This window comes from Pseudomonas sp. FFPRI_1 (assembly GCF_055384485.1).
The window spans coordinates 4,574,297-4,590,712 of the sequence record NZ_AP029168.1 but is presented as its reverse complement, the minus strand read 5'-3'; the positions used below and the strand labels follow the sequence as shown (position 1 = coordinate 4,590,712).

At 57.7% G+C, this 16,416-nt stretch carries 17 protein-coding genes and 1 tRNA gene; 10 read left to right on the top strand and 8 right to left on the bottom strand.

Translation table 11 applies throughout. The features are described 5' to 3' along the window. Nucleotides 1-6: 6 nt before the first annotated feature. Entirely contained in the window at nucleotides 7-1,155 is a 1,149-nt protein-coding gene (locus tag ACZ5BO_RS20400; RefSeq protein WP_464696297.1) for a MalY/PatB family protein, read from the bottom strand. 556 nt (nucleotides 1,156-1,711) lie between these two features. Here ACZ5BO_RS20400 and ACZ5BO_RS20395 point away from each other — a divergent pair. Further along, nucleotides 1,712-2,752: an ABC transporter substrate-binding protein gene (locus ACZ5BO_RS20395; protein WP_025129913.1), complete on the top strand. Its 1,041-nt coding sequence runs from the start codon at nucleotides 1,712-1,714 to the stop codon at nucleotides 2,750-2,752. Between the two features lie 192 nt (nucleotides 2,753-2,944). Here the strand turns inward: ACZ5BO_RS20395 and ACZ5BO_RS20390 are convergent, their stop codons facing one another. The 3 genes from ACZ5BO_RS20390 to ACZ5BO_RS20380 all read right to left on the bottom strand — a co-directional run bounded on the left by ACZ5BO_RS20390 (nucleotide 2,945) and on the right by ACZ5BO_RS20380 (nucleotide 6,466). Then, on the bottom strand, nucleotides 2,945-3,823 hold the full coding sequence (locus tag ACZ5BO_RS20390; protein WP_464696296.1) for a helix-turn-helix transcriptional regulator: 879 nt from the start codon (nucleotides 3,821-3,823) through the stop codon (nucleotides 2,945-2,947). 68 nt (nucleotides 3,824-3,891) lie between these two features. Further along, the gene (locus tag ACZ5BO_RS20385; protein WP_025129915.1) at nucleotides 3,892-5,307 is read right to left on the bottom strand and encodes an aminotransferase; all 1,416 of its coding nucleotides are present in this window, start codon (nucleotides 5,305-5,307) and stop codon (nucleotides 3,892-3,894) included. Nucleotides 5,308-5,365: 58 nt separating this feature from the next. After that, nucleotides 5,366-6,466, bottom strand: a complete 1,101-nt coding sequence (locus ACZ5BO_RS20380) for a polyamine ABC transporter substrate-binding protein (RefSeq protein ID WP_025129916.1) — start codon at nucleotides 6,464-6,466, stop codon at nucleotides 5,366-5,368. A 392-nt stretch (nucleotides 6,467-6,858) separates the two neighbouring features. Between ACZ5BO_RS20380 and ACZ5BO_RS20375 the strand changes: the two genes are divergently transcribed. Both ACZ5BO_RS20375 and ACZ5BO_RS20370 read left to right on the top strand, forming a co-directional pair. Next, nucleotides 6,859-6,932 (top strand) — tRNA-Cys (locus tag ACZ5BO_RS20375). Nucleotides 6,933-7,636: 704 nt separating this feature from the next. Continuing rightward, complete coding sequence (locus tag ACZ5BO_RS20370) at nucleotides 7,637-8,269, top strand: hypothetical protein (protein ID WP_464696295.1); 633 nt, start codon at nucleotides 7,637-7,639, stop codon at nucleotides 8,267-8,269. Between the two features lie 15 nt (nucleotides 8,270-8,284). Here ACZ5BO_RS20370 and ACZ5BO_RS20365 read toward each other — a convergent pair. From ACZ5BO_RS20365 to ACZ5BO_RS20355, 3 genes are all read right to left on the bottom strand, one after another. Further along, a protein-coding gene (locus ACZ5BO_RS20365; protein ID WP_464695795.1) for an IS3 family transposase occupies nucleotides 8,285-9,435 on the bottom strand; the annotation gives its coding sequence in 2 pieces (ribosomal slippage) (nucleotides 8,285-9,192 and nucleotides 9,192-9,435; 1,152 coding nt in all). A gap of 201 nt (nucleotides 9,436-9,636) precedes the next feature. Beyond that, entirely contained in the window at nucleotides 9,637-10,743 is a 1,107-nt protein-coding gene (locus ACZ5BO_RS20360; protein ID WP_464696294.1) for an FAD-dependent monooxygenase, read from the bottom strand. Further along, nucleotides 10,743-11,261: a MarR family winged helix-turn-helix transcriptional regulator gene (locus tag ACZ5BO_RS20355; protein ID WP_464696293.1), complete on the bottom strand. Its 519-nt coding sequence runs from the start codon at nucleotides 11,259-11,261 to the stop codon at nucleotides 10,743-10,745. Before ACZ5BO_RS20355 ends, ACZ5BO_RS20360 begins: the two co-directional genes overlap by 1 nt. A 729-nt stretch (nucleotides 11,262-11,990) precedes the next feature. Here ACZ5BO_RS20355 and ACZ5BO_RS20350 point away from each other — a divergent pair. The 3 genes from ACZ5BO_RS20350 (at nucleotide 11,991) to ACZ5BO_RS20340 (ending at nucleotide 13,812) form a co-directional block, all read left to right on the top strand. Then, the gene (locus ACZ5BO_RS20350; protein WP_464696292.1) at nucleotides 11,991-12,221 is read left to right on the top strand and encodes a hypothetical protein; all 231 of its coding nucleotides are present in this window, start codon (nucleotides 11,991-11,993) and stop codon (nucleotides 12,219-12,221) included. Between the two features lie 116 nt (nucleotides 12,222-12,337). Beyond that, nucleotides 12,338-12,745, top strand: coding sequence for an acyl-CoA thioesterase (locus tag ACZ5BO_RS20345; RefSeq protein WP_464696291.1), 408 nt, complete (start codon nucleotides 12,338-12,340; stop codon nucleotides 12,743-12,745). A gap of 392 nt (nucleotides 12,746-13,137) precedes the next feature. Continuing rightward, the gene (locus tag ACZ5BO_RS20340; RefSeq protein ID WP_464696290.1) at nucleotides 13,138-13,812 is read left to right on the top strand and encodes a hypothetical protein; all 675 of its coding nucleotides are present in this window, start codon (nucleotides 13,138-13,140) and stop codon (nucleotides 13,810-13,812) included. Here the strand turns inward: ACZ5BO_RS20340 and ACZ5BO_RS20335 are convergent. Beyond that, a complete protein-coding gene (locus tag ACZ5BO_RS20335) occupies nucleotides 13,809-14,084 on the bottom strand; it encodes a hypothetical protein (protein WP_464696289.1) in 276 nt (91 codons plus the stop codon). The genes ACZ5BO_RS20340 and ACZ5BO_RS20335 overlap by 4 nt on opposite strands. Nucleotides 14,085-14,279: 195 nt before the next feature. Between ACZ5BO_RS20335 and ACZ5BO_RS20330 the strand changes: the two genes are divergently transcribed. The 4 genes from ACZ5BO_RS20330 to ACZ5BO_RS20315 all read left to right on the top strand — a co-directional run bounded on the left by ACZ5BO_RS20330 (nucleotide 14,280) and on the right by ACZ5BO_RS20315 (nucleotide 16,119). Further along, nucleotides 14,280-14,579 (top strand): hypothetical protein, encoded by a 300-nt coding sequence (locus ACZ5BO_RS20330; RefSeq protein ID WP_464696288.1) that lies wholly within the window; start codon nucleotides 14,280-14,282, stop codon nucleotides 14,577-14,579. A gap of 361 nt (nucleotides 14,580-14,940) precedes the next feature. After that, nucleotides 14,941-15,291 carry a hypothetical protein gene (locus tag ACZ5BO_RS20325; RefSeq protein ID WP_464696287.1) on the top strand — a complete coding sequence of 117 codons (351 nt, stop codon included), beginning with the start codon at nucleotides 14,941-14,943 and terminating at the stop codon, nucleotides 15,289-15,291. Between the two features lie 211 nt (nucleotides 15,292-15,502). After that, nucleotides 15,503-15,775 (top strand): phage holin, lambda family, encoded by a 273-nt coding sequence (locus ACZ5BO_RS20320; RefSeq protein ID WP_464696286.1) that lies wholly within the window; start codon nucleotides 15,503-15,505, stop codon nucleotides 15,773-15,775. A 68-nt stretch (nucleotides 15,776-15,843) separates the two neighbouring features. After that, the gene (locus ACZ5BO_RS20315; RefSeq protein WP_464696285.1) at nucleotides 15,844-16,119 is read left to right on the top strand and encodes an Acb2/Tad1 domain-containing protein; all 276 of its coding nucleotides are present in this window, start codon (nucleotides 15,844-15,846) and stop codon (nucleotides 16,117-16,119) included. Nucleotides 16,120-16,416: the final 297 nt, after the last annotated feature.

Genomic DNA, 16,416 nt, shown 5'->3' with positions numbered 1-16,416 from the left:
TGGGGATCAGCGCCGTTGCAGGCTGTCCTGCAGGCGCTGGATACCTTCTTCCAGCAAGGCCCGCGGGCAACCGAAGTTCAGGCGCACGAACTGCCCGCAGTCGTCACCGAACTCCAGCCCGGCGCTGAGGCCGACCTTGGCTTCCTTGAGGAAGTAGGCGTGGGGATCCTCAAGGCCCAGGGCGCTGCAGTCGAGCCAGGCCAGGTAGGTGCCCTGGGGCGCGTGCATGCGGATGCCCGGCAGACGGGTCTGCACCGCGTGCAGCAGGTAGTCGCGGTTGGCCTGCAGGTAGCCCAGCAGGGCCTGCAGCCAGGGGCCGCCGTGGGTCAGGGCGGCCAGGGTGGCTTCCAGGCCCAGGGGGCTGACACTGTCCACCATGCCGGCGCGGGCATTGTTGAAGGCCAGGCGGGTGGCCGGGTCCTGGACGATGGCGAAGCAGGTCTTCATCCCGGCGATGTTGTAGGCCTTGCTCGCCGACATCAGGGTGATGGTGCGGCGGGCGATTTCCGGGCTCAGGGAGGCGGTGGGAATATGCCGGCGGCCGTCGAAGCACAGCTCGGCATGGATCTCGTCGGAAATGATCAGCGCGCCCTGGTCCAGACAGGCAGTGGCCACCGCCAGCAGTTCGTCCCGGGGGAAGACCTTGCCCAGGGGGTTGTGCGGGTTGCTCAGAAGCATCGCCCCGGCGCCTTGCAGCGCCTGGCGCAATGCATCCATGGGCGTCACATAGGTGCCGTGCTCGGTGAGCTGGAACGGCACTTCGGTCTTTTTCAGGCGCCAGTTGTCCGGGGCCAGGCGCAGCGGACGATAGTTGGGGGTCTGCACCACCACCGACTGCTGCGGCTCGACGAAGGCGTGCAGGGCCATGTTGAACCCCGGCTCCACCCCGGGCAGGAAGATCAGCTCGTCAGGCTGCACGCGCCAGGTGTACTTGGCCCAGAGGTCGTCGACCACCGCGTTGCGCAGTTCATCCCGGGCCACGCTATAGCCCAGCAAGGGATGCTCCAGGCGCTGGTGCAGGGCCTGGAGGATGTCGTCGGCCACGGCAAAATCCATGTCTGCCACCCACATCGGCAGCACATCTTCGGGGTAGCGGCTCCATTTGGTGCTGCCGGTGCCTTGGCGCGGGTGCAGGGTATCGAAATCGAAGCTCATGAGTGGGTCTCGTCGAGTCGCGTGGGGAAGGTGGGTTGATTCTAGCGTTGTTCAATCGCGGGCATACAGGATCACTGCGCGGGGTTTTTCCGAGCCCCGGGCAACAGGGCTGAATTGCTCGCCACGCCCCTGGACGGGCCGTCGGCAAAGCAGCTTTTCCCTTGCCTTTACCTCACAAAATCCTCGTTTCGCAATGCCCCGGGTTATGGAAACAATGACCGCCTGCATTCGCCTGCCCGTCTGCCACGAGCGCTTTTGCGATGCACTGCCGATCGATTTGTTCTTCCTACAAAAACAACAGGGAGCAAGCGATGAACCGCCATTCGAGCATGGCCTTGCCGGATCACCCCGGACGGGTCGCAAACACTCCAGACGAACGGGGCCGCAGAGCCCGCCACGGTCACGCCCCGGCTTGTCGGCCTGTGCCCCACGCCCTTGCGTACCGCTGACCAGAACTCGTAGTGCCTGATGCTGTGCCGCCCGTGGATACGGTCGCGTCCAGGCTCTTGCTGTGCAGGTTCGTGCGGGCGAGCCGGCTTTCTTGAGGATGGGTTTCATGTCCAACACCTTGCGTTGCGGCGTTGCGTTGTCGTGGGTCTTTCTGTGCACCGGGGCCCTGGCCCAACCGCAGAACCTGACCGTCATCTCCTTTGGTGGAGCCACCAAGCAGGCCCAGGAAAGAGCCTACTTCCAGCCGTTCAATCAAAGCGGGGCTGCCCGGGTGGTGGCTGGGGAGTACAACGGTGAACTGTCCAAGATCAAGGCCATGGTCGATGTCGGCAAGACCAGCTGGGACGTGGTCGAAGTAGAGAGCCCGGAGCTGTTGCGTGGTTGCGAGGAAGGCCTGTTCGAACCCCTGGACCTGGCGCGTTTTGGCGACCCCGCGCAGTTCGTTCCAGGCACGCTGAGCGAATGCGGGGTGGCCACTTATGTCTGGTCGATGGTCATGGCCTTTGCCCCGCAGAAGCTGGCCAGGGCTCCGGGTTCCTGGGCGGATTTCTGGAACCTCAAGGACTATCCGGGCAAGCGCGGCCTGCGCAAGAGTGCCAAGTACACCCTGGAAATCGCCTTGCTGGCGGATGGTGTCGCGCCGGCCCAGCTGTATCAGGTGCTGGGTACGCCCGAGGGCGTGAGCCGGGCCTTCGCCAAGCTGGACCAGATCAAACCCTACATCCAGTGGTGGGAGGCCGGGGCCCAGCCTGCGCAATGGCTGGTGGCTGGGGATGTGGTGATGAGCGCGGCGTACAACGGGCGCATCGCCATGGCCCAGAAGGAGGGCATGCAGTTGAGTATTCTTTGGCCCCAGAGCCTGTACGACCCGGAGTACTGGGCGGTGGTCAAGGGCTCGCCGAACAAGGCCCTGGCCGAGGACTTCATCCTGTTCGCCAGCCAGCCCCAGGCGCAGAAAGTGTTCTCAGAGAACATTCCCTACGGGCCGGTGCACCGCCAGGCATTGCCGCTGCTGCCGGCGGCCGTGCAGCAGCAGTTGCCGACCTACGAGGCCAACTTGCAGGGCGCTCGGGCAGTGGATGCCGCGTTCTGGGTCGATCATGGCGAGGAGCTGGAGCAGCGCTTCAATGCCTGGGCGGCCCGCTGAAGGAGGGGTGGCAGGGCAGTTGAAAGGGGGGGCTGCGGCCCCCTCTCTTGTGCTCGGCATTCACGGGCGGCTCGCTGCTTGCACCTCGACGCGCTGCTGCCCATCGCAATCCCCTGGCGCAGCCAGGCGCTGAAGGTCGAGCACAGGAGCTGGCGTGCCGAGGGGAGCAGGCGCGAGTTGAAGCGGGGCGGCTCAGGGAGCGGCGCGGTGATGGCTGTGGGTCAGCCAGTCGATGAACAGGGAAAACAGCTCGGCCTGGGAGTTGATGGTCAGCTTGGTGTAGAGATTCTTGCGGTGCATGCGCACGGTTTCCGGGGAAATCTCCAGCACCTTGGCGGTGGATTTTACCGAGTGGCCGCGCAGGATCAGGTGGGCGATCTCACGCTCGCGGACCGTCAGCAGCGGATTGCCGAAACTCATGAAAGCCGCCTCGATCTGCTGGTTGAGGTTGGCGGGAGCGAAGGCGGGCAAGGAGTCTCCGGGGGCTTGCCGGAGCCGTTGCTGCATGCCCCCGGCGGTGCCGAAGCGCCGGAGCAGTTCACGTACCAGGGGCTCCACGGCCCGCAGCAGCGCCAGCGGCTCACGGGAGAAGCGTTCGCCGCTCAGGCCCTGGAACATGCACAGGGAAATCTTGCTCTGCGGGTCGAGGTCGACAATGTAGTAGCTGTCTTCGGCGCCACCGGTCTTCAGGTAATAGGTCTTGTAGTACTCGCTGCTGAAGAAGTCGTCCGGGGCGATTTCCGAGAGGTGATAGAAACCCTCGGCCAGGCCGTTTTCCACCGCCAGGCAGAACGGATCGAGCAGGTAGCCGCGGGAGAAGTAGCGGTTGATGATCTCGTCGCGGTACGCGCCGACGATGCCCTGCTCAAACAGCAGCTGTGGCGGCAACCCCTTGCGTTCCAGGCTGATCATCATCGACTCGATGGGGGTCAGGGCGGACAGCGCGGCCGCCAGGTGCCCGAGGAACGTGCCGTCGTCGACCTTGTTGAACGCCTGGGACAGGCCGGCATGCCAGGCCTGCAGGCCCTGGAGGGAGAGGGAGGGAGTGAGGGGCGTGGACGGTGGGCTCATGCCCGGCAGTGTAACTGCCGGGCGCAGGCCAGGTAAGACCCCGCTGGGCGACGCCTGAAACAGGTTCATCAGTCCCGGTACTGCCCGTCACGACGCAGTTCGGCGGCCGCCTCGAGGATGCACTCGCGCAGGGTGTCGACGATCTCGTCGATCTGCTGGCGGGTGATGATCAGCGGTGGCGACATCACATTCAAGTGGCCGATGGGGCGCACCAGCAACCCCTTGGCCTGGGCCCGCAGGTGGATGCGCTCGGCGATGTTCAGGGCGTCCGGCAGCAGTGCCTTGCTGTGCTTGTCGGCGACGAACTCGACACAGGCCATCAATCGTTTGCAGCGCACGTTGCCCACCAGCGGCAGGTCGGCCAGGGTCTGCAGACGCTGCTCCAGGTAGACACCGACCTCCTCGACGTGGGCCAGCAGGTTCTCGCGCTCGATGATCTCGATGTTCTTCAGCGCCGCGACGCAACTCACCGGGTGGCCGCTGTAGGTAAAACCGTGGGTGAAGCAACGGCCCTTGCCCGGTTCACCGATAACCTGCCAGATGCGCTCGGAGAAGATGCAGGCGCCCAGGGGCAGGTAGCCGGAGGTCAGGCCCTTGGCGGTGGTGATGATGTCCGGCTGCATGTCGAACACCTCTTGCGAGGCGAAGAAGCTGCCCAGGCGCCCGAACGAGGTCACTACCTCGTCGGCCACATACAGCACATCGTGGCGCTGGCAGATTTCCCACATGCGCCGATGATAGCCCTCAGGCGGAATGATCACCCCGCCGGAGCCCATGATGGGTTCGGCGAAGAAGGCCGCCACCTTGTCCGGGCCGAGGGTGAGGATCTTGTCTTCGAACTCCGCCAGCAGGAACTCGAGGAACTCGGGCTCGCTCATGCCGGCCGGGGCGCGGTAGTAGTTGGGGCAGGAGATGTGGTGAAACAGATCACCCATGAAGTCGAACTCGGGCGCTCGGTCGGCGGCCTTGTTGCCGATGGACATGGTCAGGAAGGTCGAGCCGTGGTAGGCATTGAGCCGTGAGATCACGTGCTTTTTCTGATGCTTGCCGCGACTGTTTTGATAGAACTGCACCAGCCGGTAGGCGGTGTCCACCGCAGTGGAACCGCCGGTGGTGAGGAACACATGATTCAGGTCGCCGGGGGCCAGGCTGGCGAGCTTCTCGCAAAGTTGAATGGCGCTGACGTTGGCCATGTCGCAAAACGGATTGGAGTAGGCCAGTTGCCGCACCTGATTGGCGATGGCCTCGGCCATTTCCTCGCGACCCAGGCCGATGTTGGTGCACCACATGCCACCGACCGCATCCAGGTAGCGATTGCCGGCGGTGTCATAGATGTAGGCGCCGTCACCGGCGGCGATGTTCAGCGAGCCCTGTTCGCGGTGCTCGTCGAACATGTGGAAACCGTGCATGTAATGCGCCTTGTCGGCGGCCACCAGTTGCAGGTCATCGAACTGCTGGAAGAAGGCTGGGGGTTGGATAGCCATGGGCTTGACCTCGGGTAGAACCACTGCGTGGTAAGTCTGTGGAGTTCGGATTGGCGGATCACTTGCCGATCTTCACCATGTTCCAGGTGCGGGTGATCAGCCGGGTGTCGGCAGGCGACTGGATCTTCTGGGTGAACAGCCGCGCGCGGGTCCGGGCATCGGGGTAGATCGCCGGGTTGTCACGCACCTCGGGGCTGAGCAGCGCCGTGGCCTTGAGGTTGGCGTTGGCGTAGCGGATGTAGTCGCTGATCTCGGCCATGACCTGTGGCTGCAACAGGTACTCGATAAAGGCATGGGCATTGGCCGGGTTCGGCGCATCGGCGGGGATGTAGAGATCATCGAACCAGATCAGCGACCCCTCCTTGGGAATGAAGTAGTCGAGCTTGACCGGCGCCCCGGCTTCATTGGCCCGGGCCTGGGCCGTGGCGTAGTCGCCGGACCAGGTGGCACTCAGGCACAGATCGCCGTTGGCCAGCCCATTGAGGTAGCTGGTGGAGTCGAACTTGCGGATGTACGGGCGGATCGCCATCAGCGCGTCCTGGGCGGCCTTGAGGTCCTCGGGCGCGGCGCTGTTGGGATTGCGTCCGAGGTAGGCCAGCACCAGCGGCAGAATATCGGTCGGCGAATCCTGCAGGGTCACTCCGCAATCGGCGAAGCGCGACACCACCTTGGGATCGAACAGCATGGCCAGGGAGCCGATGGGCGCGTCTGGCATCCGCTCCCTGATCTTCTCGACGTTATAGGTCACGCCATTGCTGCCCCAGGTATAGGGCGCCGAGTACTGCACACCCGGGTCGTAACTCTCCAGGCTGTTGAGCACCTGGGGATCGAGGTTGTGCCAACTGGGCAGCTGTTGCTTGTCCAGGGGCTGGAACACCCGCGCCTTGATCAGCGGCGGCACCAGCGCCGCATTGAGCACCACCAGGTCATAGCCGGAACGTCCGGGGAGCAACTTGCCCTGCACGGTTTCGTAGGAGTCGAAGGTGTCGTAGATCACCTTGATGCCGGTGGCCTGCTCGAAGCCGGCGAGGGTGTGCTCGCCGATATAGTCCGACCAGTTGTACAAGCGCAGGGTCTTGTCCGCAGACTCCCCGGCCTGCACCAGCATCGTTGCTGCCGCCAGAACCACGCCAAACACTGCTGGGAACGCTGTACGCATACTTCAATTCCACCTTGAACGTGAGGGAGGAGCCCGGTCGGGCCGTTGGCGTTACTGTCCGCGAGCGACCGGACACACGCCATAACCCGATCGGGTAGGTGGGTGAAGCGAGGCGAGGGGGAGCTATCGGCCGTGGTTTGTGCAATCATCCAGCCCCCGCTGATGACTTCGAGGCGAATCTGTCGCTTTGGCAACCTGTAGAAACAGCCCGACAGAAAAAATCTCGAATAGGAGTTGCCAGGAATGGAAAACACGTCCATAATTGCGACCATTCCTCAGCGAGGAAACGGAAAAACTCTTTAAAAATCAAAGAGTTACGAGGTGAAGTTGATCTCGTTAGCCGTTCCAGTTTGTACGTGTGCAGTGTTGTTGTTCAGGCATTGGACATTTGGGGCCGAGTAGCAAAATGGTTATGCAGCGGATTGCAAATCCGCCTACGCCGGTTCGATTCCGACCTCGGCCTCCACCCTTGAAAACCCCGTAGATTAACGTCTACGGGGTTTTTTATTGCCTGGGATTTGGGTAATCACTTCCGCAAATTTTTGGATCGCTTTCGCAAGTCGCCTTTTTTACGAGCTAACGAGGGCCTTAGTCGGTGCGAATCTCAGTGCAGTTCATCGCGTCCGCAGGCTCCAGTACTGTGCCAGCCTTTTGCCGCTTTTTTTGCAAACAAAAAGGTTCATCTCGGTTCGTTAATTTCCGATGGTTGGATTGCATTACCCCATGGAAGAGGATACAAACGCCTTCTATTGAGGCAAATCGATATCACAAGGAGGGTGTTATGGGGAGCTCTGGGTCTGGGCGTTTTTCAGATTATCCTGGTACGAAAGCCAAGGAAGTAGCAGGTGACGGTGAAGGGGTTGCTGGCGGTACGAGCGGAGTTGATAGGTGCAGGCAGGCCTTTCACGTACTGTTGGAGGATGTTGGAAATGGCCAGTTTTACTCACAATCCCGGACCGTCCCGTCTCCGAATACTCAGTTGGCAATAATTTTCGACGGGCAGCGCGTTTTTGCGATTGATGCAAATGGTTTGAAGGTTGGTGCACTTCCTACGTTACATAATTATCTTGTTGCATGCATGCAAGAGGGGGCTAGTTACGTAGGTGTTGTGACTTCGTCCGCTGCATCACCCGTTCCTACCGTCGAAGCTGACTTTGTGCCGCAATAACTATGGATATTATAGATAGAGTCTTGGTAGTCGGGGAGCTTGTTGTCGATTATACGCTGGGCCAGCAGGGTTCAATGTGTAAGCTTCGTTTGGGGGGAGTAGCGCATGCCGCAAGAGGGCTTTGGGCTGCTGGGGTTGAATACTCCGTTGCTGTTTTTTGTCCTCAATATCTCGTCGACGAAGCCGCGGATTATCTTGCGCAGCTCGAGTGCTACGAGTTCATTTGGCTTGGGGATGTGGTAGGAGCTCCTAATGTCATTGTCATTGGCGATGTGACGGAGGTTGCGCATCAAGGTTACGAGGACCTTATGCGTGAGACGAAAAGCATAAAACTCCGAGATCCTTTACCCTCGTTAGAAGCTTACCAAAAGGTTGTTGTCTTTCCGGGCAGGTTTAGTATTGATTTACTTGCTCAGGCATTCTCCAAAGATGCACGGCTCTCGTTCGATGTTGCCTATGATCTTGAGGATCTATCGTCGCTCGAAGCGTTTCGAGGTCGGTTGCAAGCAATCATTATTTCGACATCTTCGTCTCTGTTCATGAGGTTAGGACATGAAGAGTTGGATGGGCTGCTTGCCGCAGTGAAAATGCTTTCACCTGAAGTGTTTCTGCTCAAAGAGAATCGTGGGGGATGAATCGCCCCGGATTCTCTAGACACCTTGCAAGCTCATTGCGTAACGCTTTTCAAACTCTACCGGCGACAGCTGATTGTTGAAACCATGGCGGCGTTTCGCGTTGTAGAACATCTCGATGTAATCAAATACATCACTACGAGCATCTTGCCGCGAGGTGTAGATTTTCCGCTTGATCCGTTCCCGTTTCAGAAGCTGGAAAAAGCTCTCGGCCACGGCGTTGTCATGACAGTTGCCTCGGCGACTCATGCTGGCAATCAAATTATTTGCCTTCAAAAAGCTGCGCCAATCGGAGCTGCTGTACTGGCTACCTTGGTCGGAATGAACCATCACCTCTTGCTTCGGCTTACGCCTCCAAATCGCCATCAACAACGCATCAATAGCCAGATCACTGGTCATCTGCGACTTCATTGACCAGCCAACGACCTGACGAGAAAACAGATCCAGCACCACCGCCAAATACAACCAGCCTTCATACGTACGAATGTAGGTGATGTCGGTGACCCAAACCTTGTTGGGCTCCACGACATCGAACTGGCGCTTCAGCAAATTAGGTGAGGCGACCGCTGGCTTGCCGCCATACTTTCCAGGGCGGCGTCGATACCCTGTCTGAGAGCGCAGCCCTTCAAGACGCATCAGCCTTGCCACACGATGACGACCACAATCTTCACCGACCTCGCGCAGATCGTCATGGATTTTGCGATAGCCATAAACGCCGCCGCTCTCCAACCATGCATGCTTGATCAAACCCAGCAGTCGCTGGTCGTCTTTAGCGCGTGCAGATTGCGGCTCAGACAACCAGGCGTAATAACCGCTGGGATGGATTTTCAGCGTCAGGCATAGCCGTCGAATGGAATAGTCGCCGGCTCGCTGCTTGATGAAGGCGTACTTCAACCGCACTCCTTGGCAAAGTACGCGGCGGCCTTTTTTAAGATGTCTCGCTCTTCAGTGACCCGCTTGAGTTCTGCTCGCAGACGACGCAGTTCAGCGTGCTGATCATCGTCCTGCTGCCGTTCTTCTTGAGGTTTGCTGTAGCGCTTTATCCAGGCATAGAGGCTATGCGTCGACACGCCGAGACGGGCCGCTACCTCAGCAACGGGTAGCTTCTTTTCGGTCACGTGATTGACTGCTTGGATTTTGAATTCTTCGGGATAACGTGGGTTGCTCATGGCACCTCCTGATTGGCCTCAGTTTAAGGCATGGAGGTGTCTACAAAATCCGGGGCGATTCACACGACTGCTTTCGGCCAGAAGTGGACATTCGTGTCTACTTCCCCTGCGGGTCTTCGTAATTCGGCAACTCGATCGCTTCAGCCTTCGGAGAAAGGATTTTTCCGAATAAGGTCTTTAATCCCGGTGCGGTGGCCAACCTCAACACTGCATGACTGCATGACCGAGCGCGATACCAAATCGCGAATGCGGCGATGCCAGTCTAGGCGCGAACTTGGGCACGCTTTGCGCCTGAGCAACGTAGGGACGCATCAGTTTTTCGTAGGCCGCAAACGCGCGGACGTGGTCGGCGTGGCGGCTCAGTTCGCCAGCCAACACATAAGCGCCGCACAGCCCCAGACTTGTGCCCATGCCGCTGATAGGCGATGCGCAATAGGCCGCGTCACCCACTAGCACGATGCGGCCCTTGTGCCAGCGAGGCATTTTGACCTGACCTACCGCGTCAAGATAAAGGTCGGTCGCCTCGTCCAGAGCAGCTAGCACGCGTGGTGTCTCCCAGCCGGCGTCGGCAAACATCTGCTTGAGCAGCGATTTCTGCTCAGCTTGTGTGAGCTTCTCGTAACCGCTCGGTGCTTGCTGAAACGACAAAAAGGCCCGTGTGGTGCCGAGGTTATCCGGGCGCAGACAGACACAACGGCCGCCGGGGATGTTGTGCCAGCGCATGATCTGGCCATCGCTTGGCTGTCGAGGTACGGTGAAATAGGCGGTGTATAGATCAAGAGGACGACGCTGGACTTCGTTGCCGAATACCAGATTGCGTGTCGTCGAACCAATCCCCTCGGCCACGATGACGAGATCGTAAACCTGCTCATCACCCCGCTCGAAGCGCACATGCACCTGCTCACCAGTGTCCTCGATGGTTTCAATGCTGTCGCCGAATCTGTAGTTGACCCTATCCTGGCTGTGCTGGATCAACAGCTTGGCCAGTTCGCCACGCAAAATTTCCAGCTCAGCGATCGGCCCTTCACCGTCGAACGCGTTAACAGCAATAAACGCCTTAGTGCAGTTGACTTGGTCAACAAAGGCAATGCCCTGCTCATGGGTGGTGTTGGCCCGAACCCGATCCTCTAATCCCATACGCTGAACGACAACGCGACCGGCGCCACGTACGTCAATCGTCTGCCCGCCATCTCGAAACGCAGGCGCCCTCTCGACCACGGTGACCTCCATGCCAAACCGGGACAGCCAATAAGCCAGTGCTGGCCCGGCGATGCTTGCTCCAGTCACAAGCACTTTTTGTGTTTTCATCAGGCGTCCTGATTTTCAGGGGTGGGGGCAGTGCTGCCCGGCAAAGTGCTTCTGTAGACCTCGATCACCTGCCCAAGAAACGCCTCGACCACGGAACGATTCTGGCCTTCGAGTGCACCAAGCACAGTGTTCAAACCATGGAGCATCGGTGCGATATGGCGATAAGCCTGCGCCACTGATTCAGGTTGAGGGGATACCAACACCCGGCGCTTGTCATTGAGCTGGCGTTCACGTACCACATGTCCGGCGCGCTCCAAGCGATCGATGACTTGTGTAATACCTGCAGTCGTCACTGAAAGACGCACTGCAAGCTCGGTCGGTGGCAATGGCCCGTCAGTGATCAGGTGCTCCAGCGCCGCCATGTCGGTCTGATTAATGCCCAGAGCCGTACCTAGATTGCTGGCAGCTCTGCGCGTCAGGATGGCGATTTGTTGCAACTGCTGTCCGACGGTATCGCCAGCAATTTTCAAGCTGCGCAGATCTTCGGCTGGAAATAGTTGAGGCGAAGGCGACTTCATGAGTAGGAGCTTTCCAGAATCAAGGGCTGATCATGCTTAGGAAAGCCAAACTAACATATAGCTAACTTGCTTAGCTAGTTTTCTAGTAGTGCTTGAATGACGGCTTCGGCCGATTTCAACCTCTGTTTCCAGCGGAAGCTATGGGTCGAAAACGGACATTTACGAATGTCTGCTTATGGCCGTTAGCTGCCCTTCGCCAAGGGCAGCTATGGGCTGAATCCGATTTTGAGCCATCAGCGCACAAGCCTAGCGACGGTGGAGGGCAGCAGTTTTTGGATTCTGAATAGTGGGGTAGGTCTACAAAATCAGTTCCGCAATCAAATTAACGACCCGCGTAGGCCGTGGGTTACAGCCTCTCTAGGTTATGTCGCTTGCGGAACGGATTTATCGCTAACTAACTGAAAATCATGAAATTTCACCTGGATTAAAAATCCACCTACGCCGGTTCGATTCCGACCTCGGCCTCCACCCTTGAAAACCCCGTAGATTAACGTCTACGGGGTTTTTTATTGCCTGCGTTGAAGTGCTTGAGTACCAAAACTTTCCTATTTCGTCGGGTTCGCGATGGCGCCGACGAGAACGTAAATCTTCTTCGCAGTCTCCTGTTTTGAGTGTCCGAGAAGCCGGCTTACATCGTCTAGATCGAGAATTTCAGATGCCGCCTTCGGTCGGCTATCAAACCCATAGAAGGGATAGGTATTGTTGCAACTTCAGATAGGGAGGTGCGATGTGGTCGTACACGGAGTTGAATACAAATTTTTTACCGCCTCGCACGTGACAAAGGGGCATGACGGCTTGGGGCTTGAGTGCTGGCGCGGCGAAGATATGGTCTTTGAGATATTCAGGAATGACGAAACGCTGCGCTTTGAAGTGACCCTGTTCGAACAGGATGTTCCTTTAGAGCTGCTTGAGTACGCTGTCCCAACTGCCCGCAAAAGCCTGGGTGACTTTGTGCCGTAGAACGGCCGCTATAGCGGCTGACTTTGAAGAGGGAGGGAGGTATCGTCTGACCCGAACACGCAGGAGCAGCGATGTGGTCTTGCGATCTCTATCACTCAATATTAAGGATTAATCTAGTGCCGAGCTCTGTAATTATTAAGAGAAAGGTATTGTTCGGCGACTGTGATCCGGAGGGGATAGTCTATACACCTAGGTTCTCGTACTTCGTTGTTGAGGCTGTTCATGATGCACTTACAGTGTGGCTTTCCGGTCCCGGATTAAGAACCCTGCTAGGTTTTAATCTACTGCCCCCAGCAAGGGCTTTTTCGCTCGAGTTTCTTCGTCCAGTCACTTGGGATGATGAGCTTTCGATGAAAGTAAGTGTTTCCAGTGTTGGGCTTCACTCGTTCACATTTGAAGTCGAGGGGCAGGTAGCACCAGGTGTCATAGCATTTACCTCTAGTCTTACGCACGTTTGCGTCTCGCCGGTTACCAGAGAAGTTATTGAGGTTCCTGATCAACTGAGGGCGTTACTCCTGTCTTGAGAGTTGTAGTTGCTTGGGCAGGGCGCAGCGGATCGAGGTTTGGCACGCCGGTAATGACCAGCTTCGTCATTGTCGAGCACTCACCCTTTAGCGTCGGCGGATAGGGCGGACTTTATGCGCTGATTCCAGCCTGGTGTGGTGTGCTTGCCATTCAACACGTCAAGTTGCAGCCCTTCCAGCACATCGACCCGCCTCTCTGCGACCTGGGCCAGCTCGAACCAGTCGCGCCTTGAGCCCTCACCTTGAGCTGGAAGGTCAGGTTGTCGGCGCGCTGGTCGGCTTTGTTCAGATCTGACTGAAGGGCAGCTAATTGCTGCTCCAGGTGTTGGGTTTCTGTGGGAATGGGGATACCTCGAAGCTATAGTTCCGGGATGGAATAGGAGTCAGGTAGAGTGAAAAACGCAGGAAAGCGAAGTTTTTCAATTGCAGGAGCAACCGCCGGGTTTGTCATAGCAGTGGGGCTCGCGTTGTATCTTTTGTATGACTCAAAACTTTCGGGCGCAGAGTTCGTCGCTTTTGTGTTCGCTTTCGCAGTTTTATGTGTCGCAGTTGGATTCGCTCCCGAGATTCAAGAGGTATCCATTGCTGGTAATGTGGTCAAGCTGAAGGAAGTGAAAGCGGAGGCGATTAGAACTATAGAAAGCCTCAAGCGCTCCAGAGTTGAGAACCATCGTGCATTGCTTAAGTTAGCCTTAAATGTATCCGGAGCTTTTGCCAACGAGCACCCAATAGATCCAAGAAACTCTGAATTTTGTAGGCTTGTCGAGCTGGCGAGGGAGTATGAATGCTTAATTGAACTCAAGCCCGAAATATTGACAGGTCTAGATACGTTGTTGGCTGCCCAGACTCACGTCATACACCTTAGAAATCAGAAGATTGCGCCGGGAGAGATAATTAGCCCCGTTGAGCTGACTCACATCGCCTTAGACGCTGCGGGCATAGAGGGAACCACTTTAAGACGTCATGCGGGGTTGAGTGTCAGTTCTGCTAGAACTGAGGTGATAGAAGCGTTAGAAGAATACTCTCGACTCTACGAACTCAAGCGTAATATTGAGGCGCTTTCCTAGCAGGACGCATACTCTCTCCAACCAACTACTGGCGCCTTGGTCTTGGGATTGATCACTGGCTTACCCTCGGCAGCCGTAAGCACGGCCTTTGCCCTGATCTGCAGATCTCGGCACAGGCCGGCTTTCCTGGCCGGCTCTACGAACTGCTGAGCGTACTGCAGCGCATCAAACAGCTGACTGAGCTGCTTTACCTTCTGGCTTTCGAAGATGGCCGCGGCCTGTTTTTCCACGGTCTCATTCCATTTAGAGAGCGTCAGCTTCAGGAGGGGCAACAGCCTTTCCGCTTGGTCTGGTGGTCTTGGTGATCTTCCTGGCCTCAGTCAGCGCTACGCCGGCTGTCATACCGAAGACTGCGAATGTGCTCATGAGGTTTCTCCGGGCAGTCGATGGTCGTGGCCTGGCTGGCGTGATTCGTAGAATTAGGCTACTGATCCTAGGTCCGACACGGAGTCGGCAGGGAGAGAGCGATGACAGAAGATGAATTTGTGCAGCGCGTGTTTGAGATCGCGGCTCAGCATGGCTTGACGGTTGAAGATCGCCGGCCAGGGAAAAGCATCTGTTTCAACCCAGTCAGCAATAAATGGCTCAGTGAGGGCCACATCAGATCTCTTTTCCCATTGGTTTTAACGCCAGGTTTGTCGGAAAAGCAGATGAATCAAATGGTTGAGGAGGCTGCTCCAGGACGACCGTGCACTCACGTAGGATTCCGCAAAATCATCCGGCAACTCCACGATGAGTGCGGTTGGGTGCCGGGACCAGGGATATGAGTGCAGGTGAGCGGTTCCTACTCACAGCACCGTCTGGGCCTGGTCTGCCATCGCTGTTGGGCGAACGGTGTGGCGCGAGACTGGGCCGGCAAGGTCGATGCGATAGGGCGTCGGCGCCGGGAACGTTATCGGTAGAGTGAGATTTGTAGGGATGGGAAATAGCGCAAGATATACTGGTTACATGTACAGTGTTTTGCTGAGATAGTGATCCCACTCCTCGTGTTCCTAAGTAGTGACAGCCAGCTTGCTGCTGGTACTAAGCTCTTGGATCGAGTGAAAGCCCTGAGCTTCGAGCCATCGCCTGTGAGCGACATGAAAGCGGAATCCTCCGCAAGTAATCATTCGACACAAAGGTGAAAAAATGGACGAAGTAAAAATTGGCAAAAACTACATTACCATCAGCCCTCTCAAGGGTGTGGTTCAGATCGTAGCTCCAGCACAGAACGTTGCTGGTGTGGTGATCCGTACATCATGTATTGCGTCGGGCAAGGGGACTATCAACGTCATTGCAGGCCCCAAGACGCCGACCGGGATCACCGATATCAGCCAGGCCATCATCTTTGGTGCAAACGGCAATACAACATCACCAGGCCAAAGCTACGAGGCATTTATGCCTTACCCGTTGTTTATTCCTGCGGGCCAAGGTTTGTGGGTGGTTGGCGATGATGCTGGTAGCTCAGCTATCGCTCTCACGTGGGACATTTTGAGCTAAGTGTTTTTCAGCAAGGGCTGAGCTTATGTTTGGCTCTTTCTGTGCTTGGGTGGCATTTCGCACTGACGTTGTAATGTGCCGTAGCTGCCCCCTAACTCTCAAAGGCTCACCATTTCGGTGGGTCCTTTTTATTGCATCCTCTAACCACTATCACTCTCCCCGGAAGGGAGGAATCGAGTATGTCCAACATGCCAGAAAAGAACCCTGGCGTGTGGGCGGCAGCACTGGCATGGCTTGCGGCTCATCAGACAAGATCTATGCCGGTGAAGCTGCTGCTGTCGCTTTGTGCCGTGTTGTCTACGGCGGTGGCGGCAAGCGTCAGATGGTGCTTGAAGCCATCTGCGGCATGATCGGCTCCAGCCTGATTCCTGTGCTGGAGTACCTCACCCTCCCGGCCAATCTGGCCACCTTCGCTGGCTGCATGGTCGGCTTTGTTGGGGTAGAAAAACTGCGGGACTACTCCGATCGCTTCATGAGCCGCTAGGCCGAGGGTTGATCCGCGCCACGTTTTCGAATGCGCCAACTCGTGGCGCGCAATCATGAGGAGTCACCATGGACAACCAGCACAAGAAAATCACCGGGTGCCGCGACCTCACCCAGAGCGAGATCGACGGCATGAACTCCATCAAGGCCCTGGAGGCGGAGGTCGGCGAACTGAAGAGATTTTCCAGAGCAGCGAGGGCGAGGTGCGTCTGTGGATCGAGCAGGGCAGCTCGATTCAGATCAAGACGCATTACTGCGCATGACGCCCCGGAGGAGCTGAGCGCAGAGCAGGCACTGGAACTGGCGAGGGTGCAGCAAGAGTTCGCCCGAGGGCTTGAGTCGTGAGCAGGGCGTTTATGTTCGCGCGGGGCCTGGTGTCACGAACATAAACCGCGACGTTTTCGCGGTTGTCCAGCCGTGAGCGGCCACCTGGTCCGCTGCGTTCGCTGCAGTATCAGCGATCGGGCCTGGAAGCCCGATCAGATACAGGCGCATTTTTGACCAGGAGTTTCAATCCTGGCGGCGCAGCGATGGTTTCGCTGGCTTGCTCCATAGGGGCTGCGACCGCTGTTTCCGTCAAAGGCATAGGACGAATGTGCTAGATAGCCCTTTGCTACATGTTCAGGGTGCGAAGCTATTTCC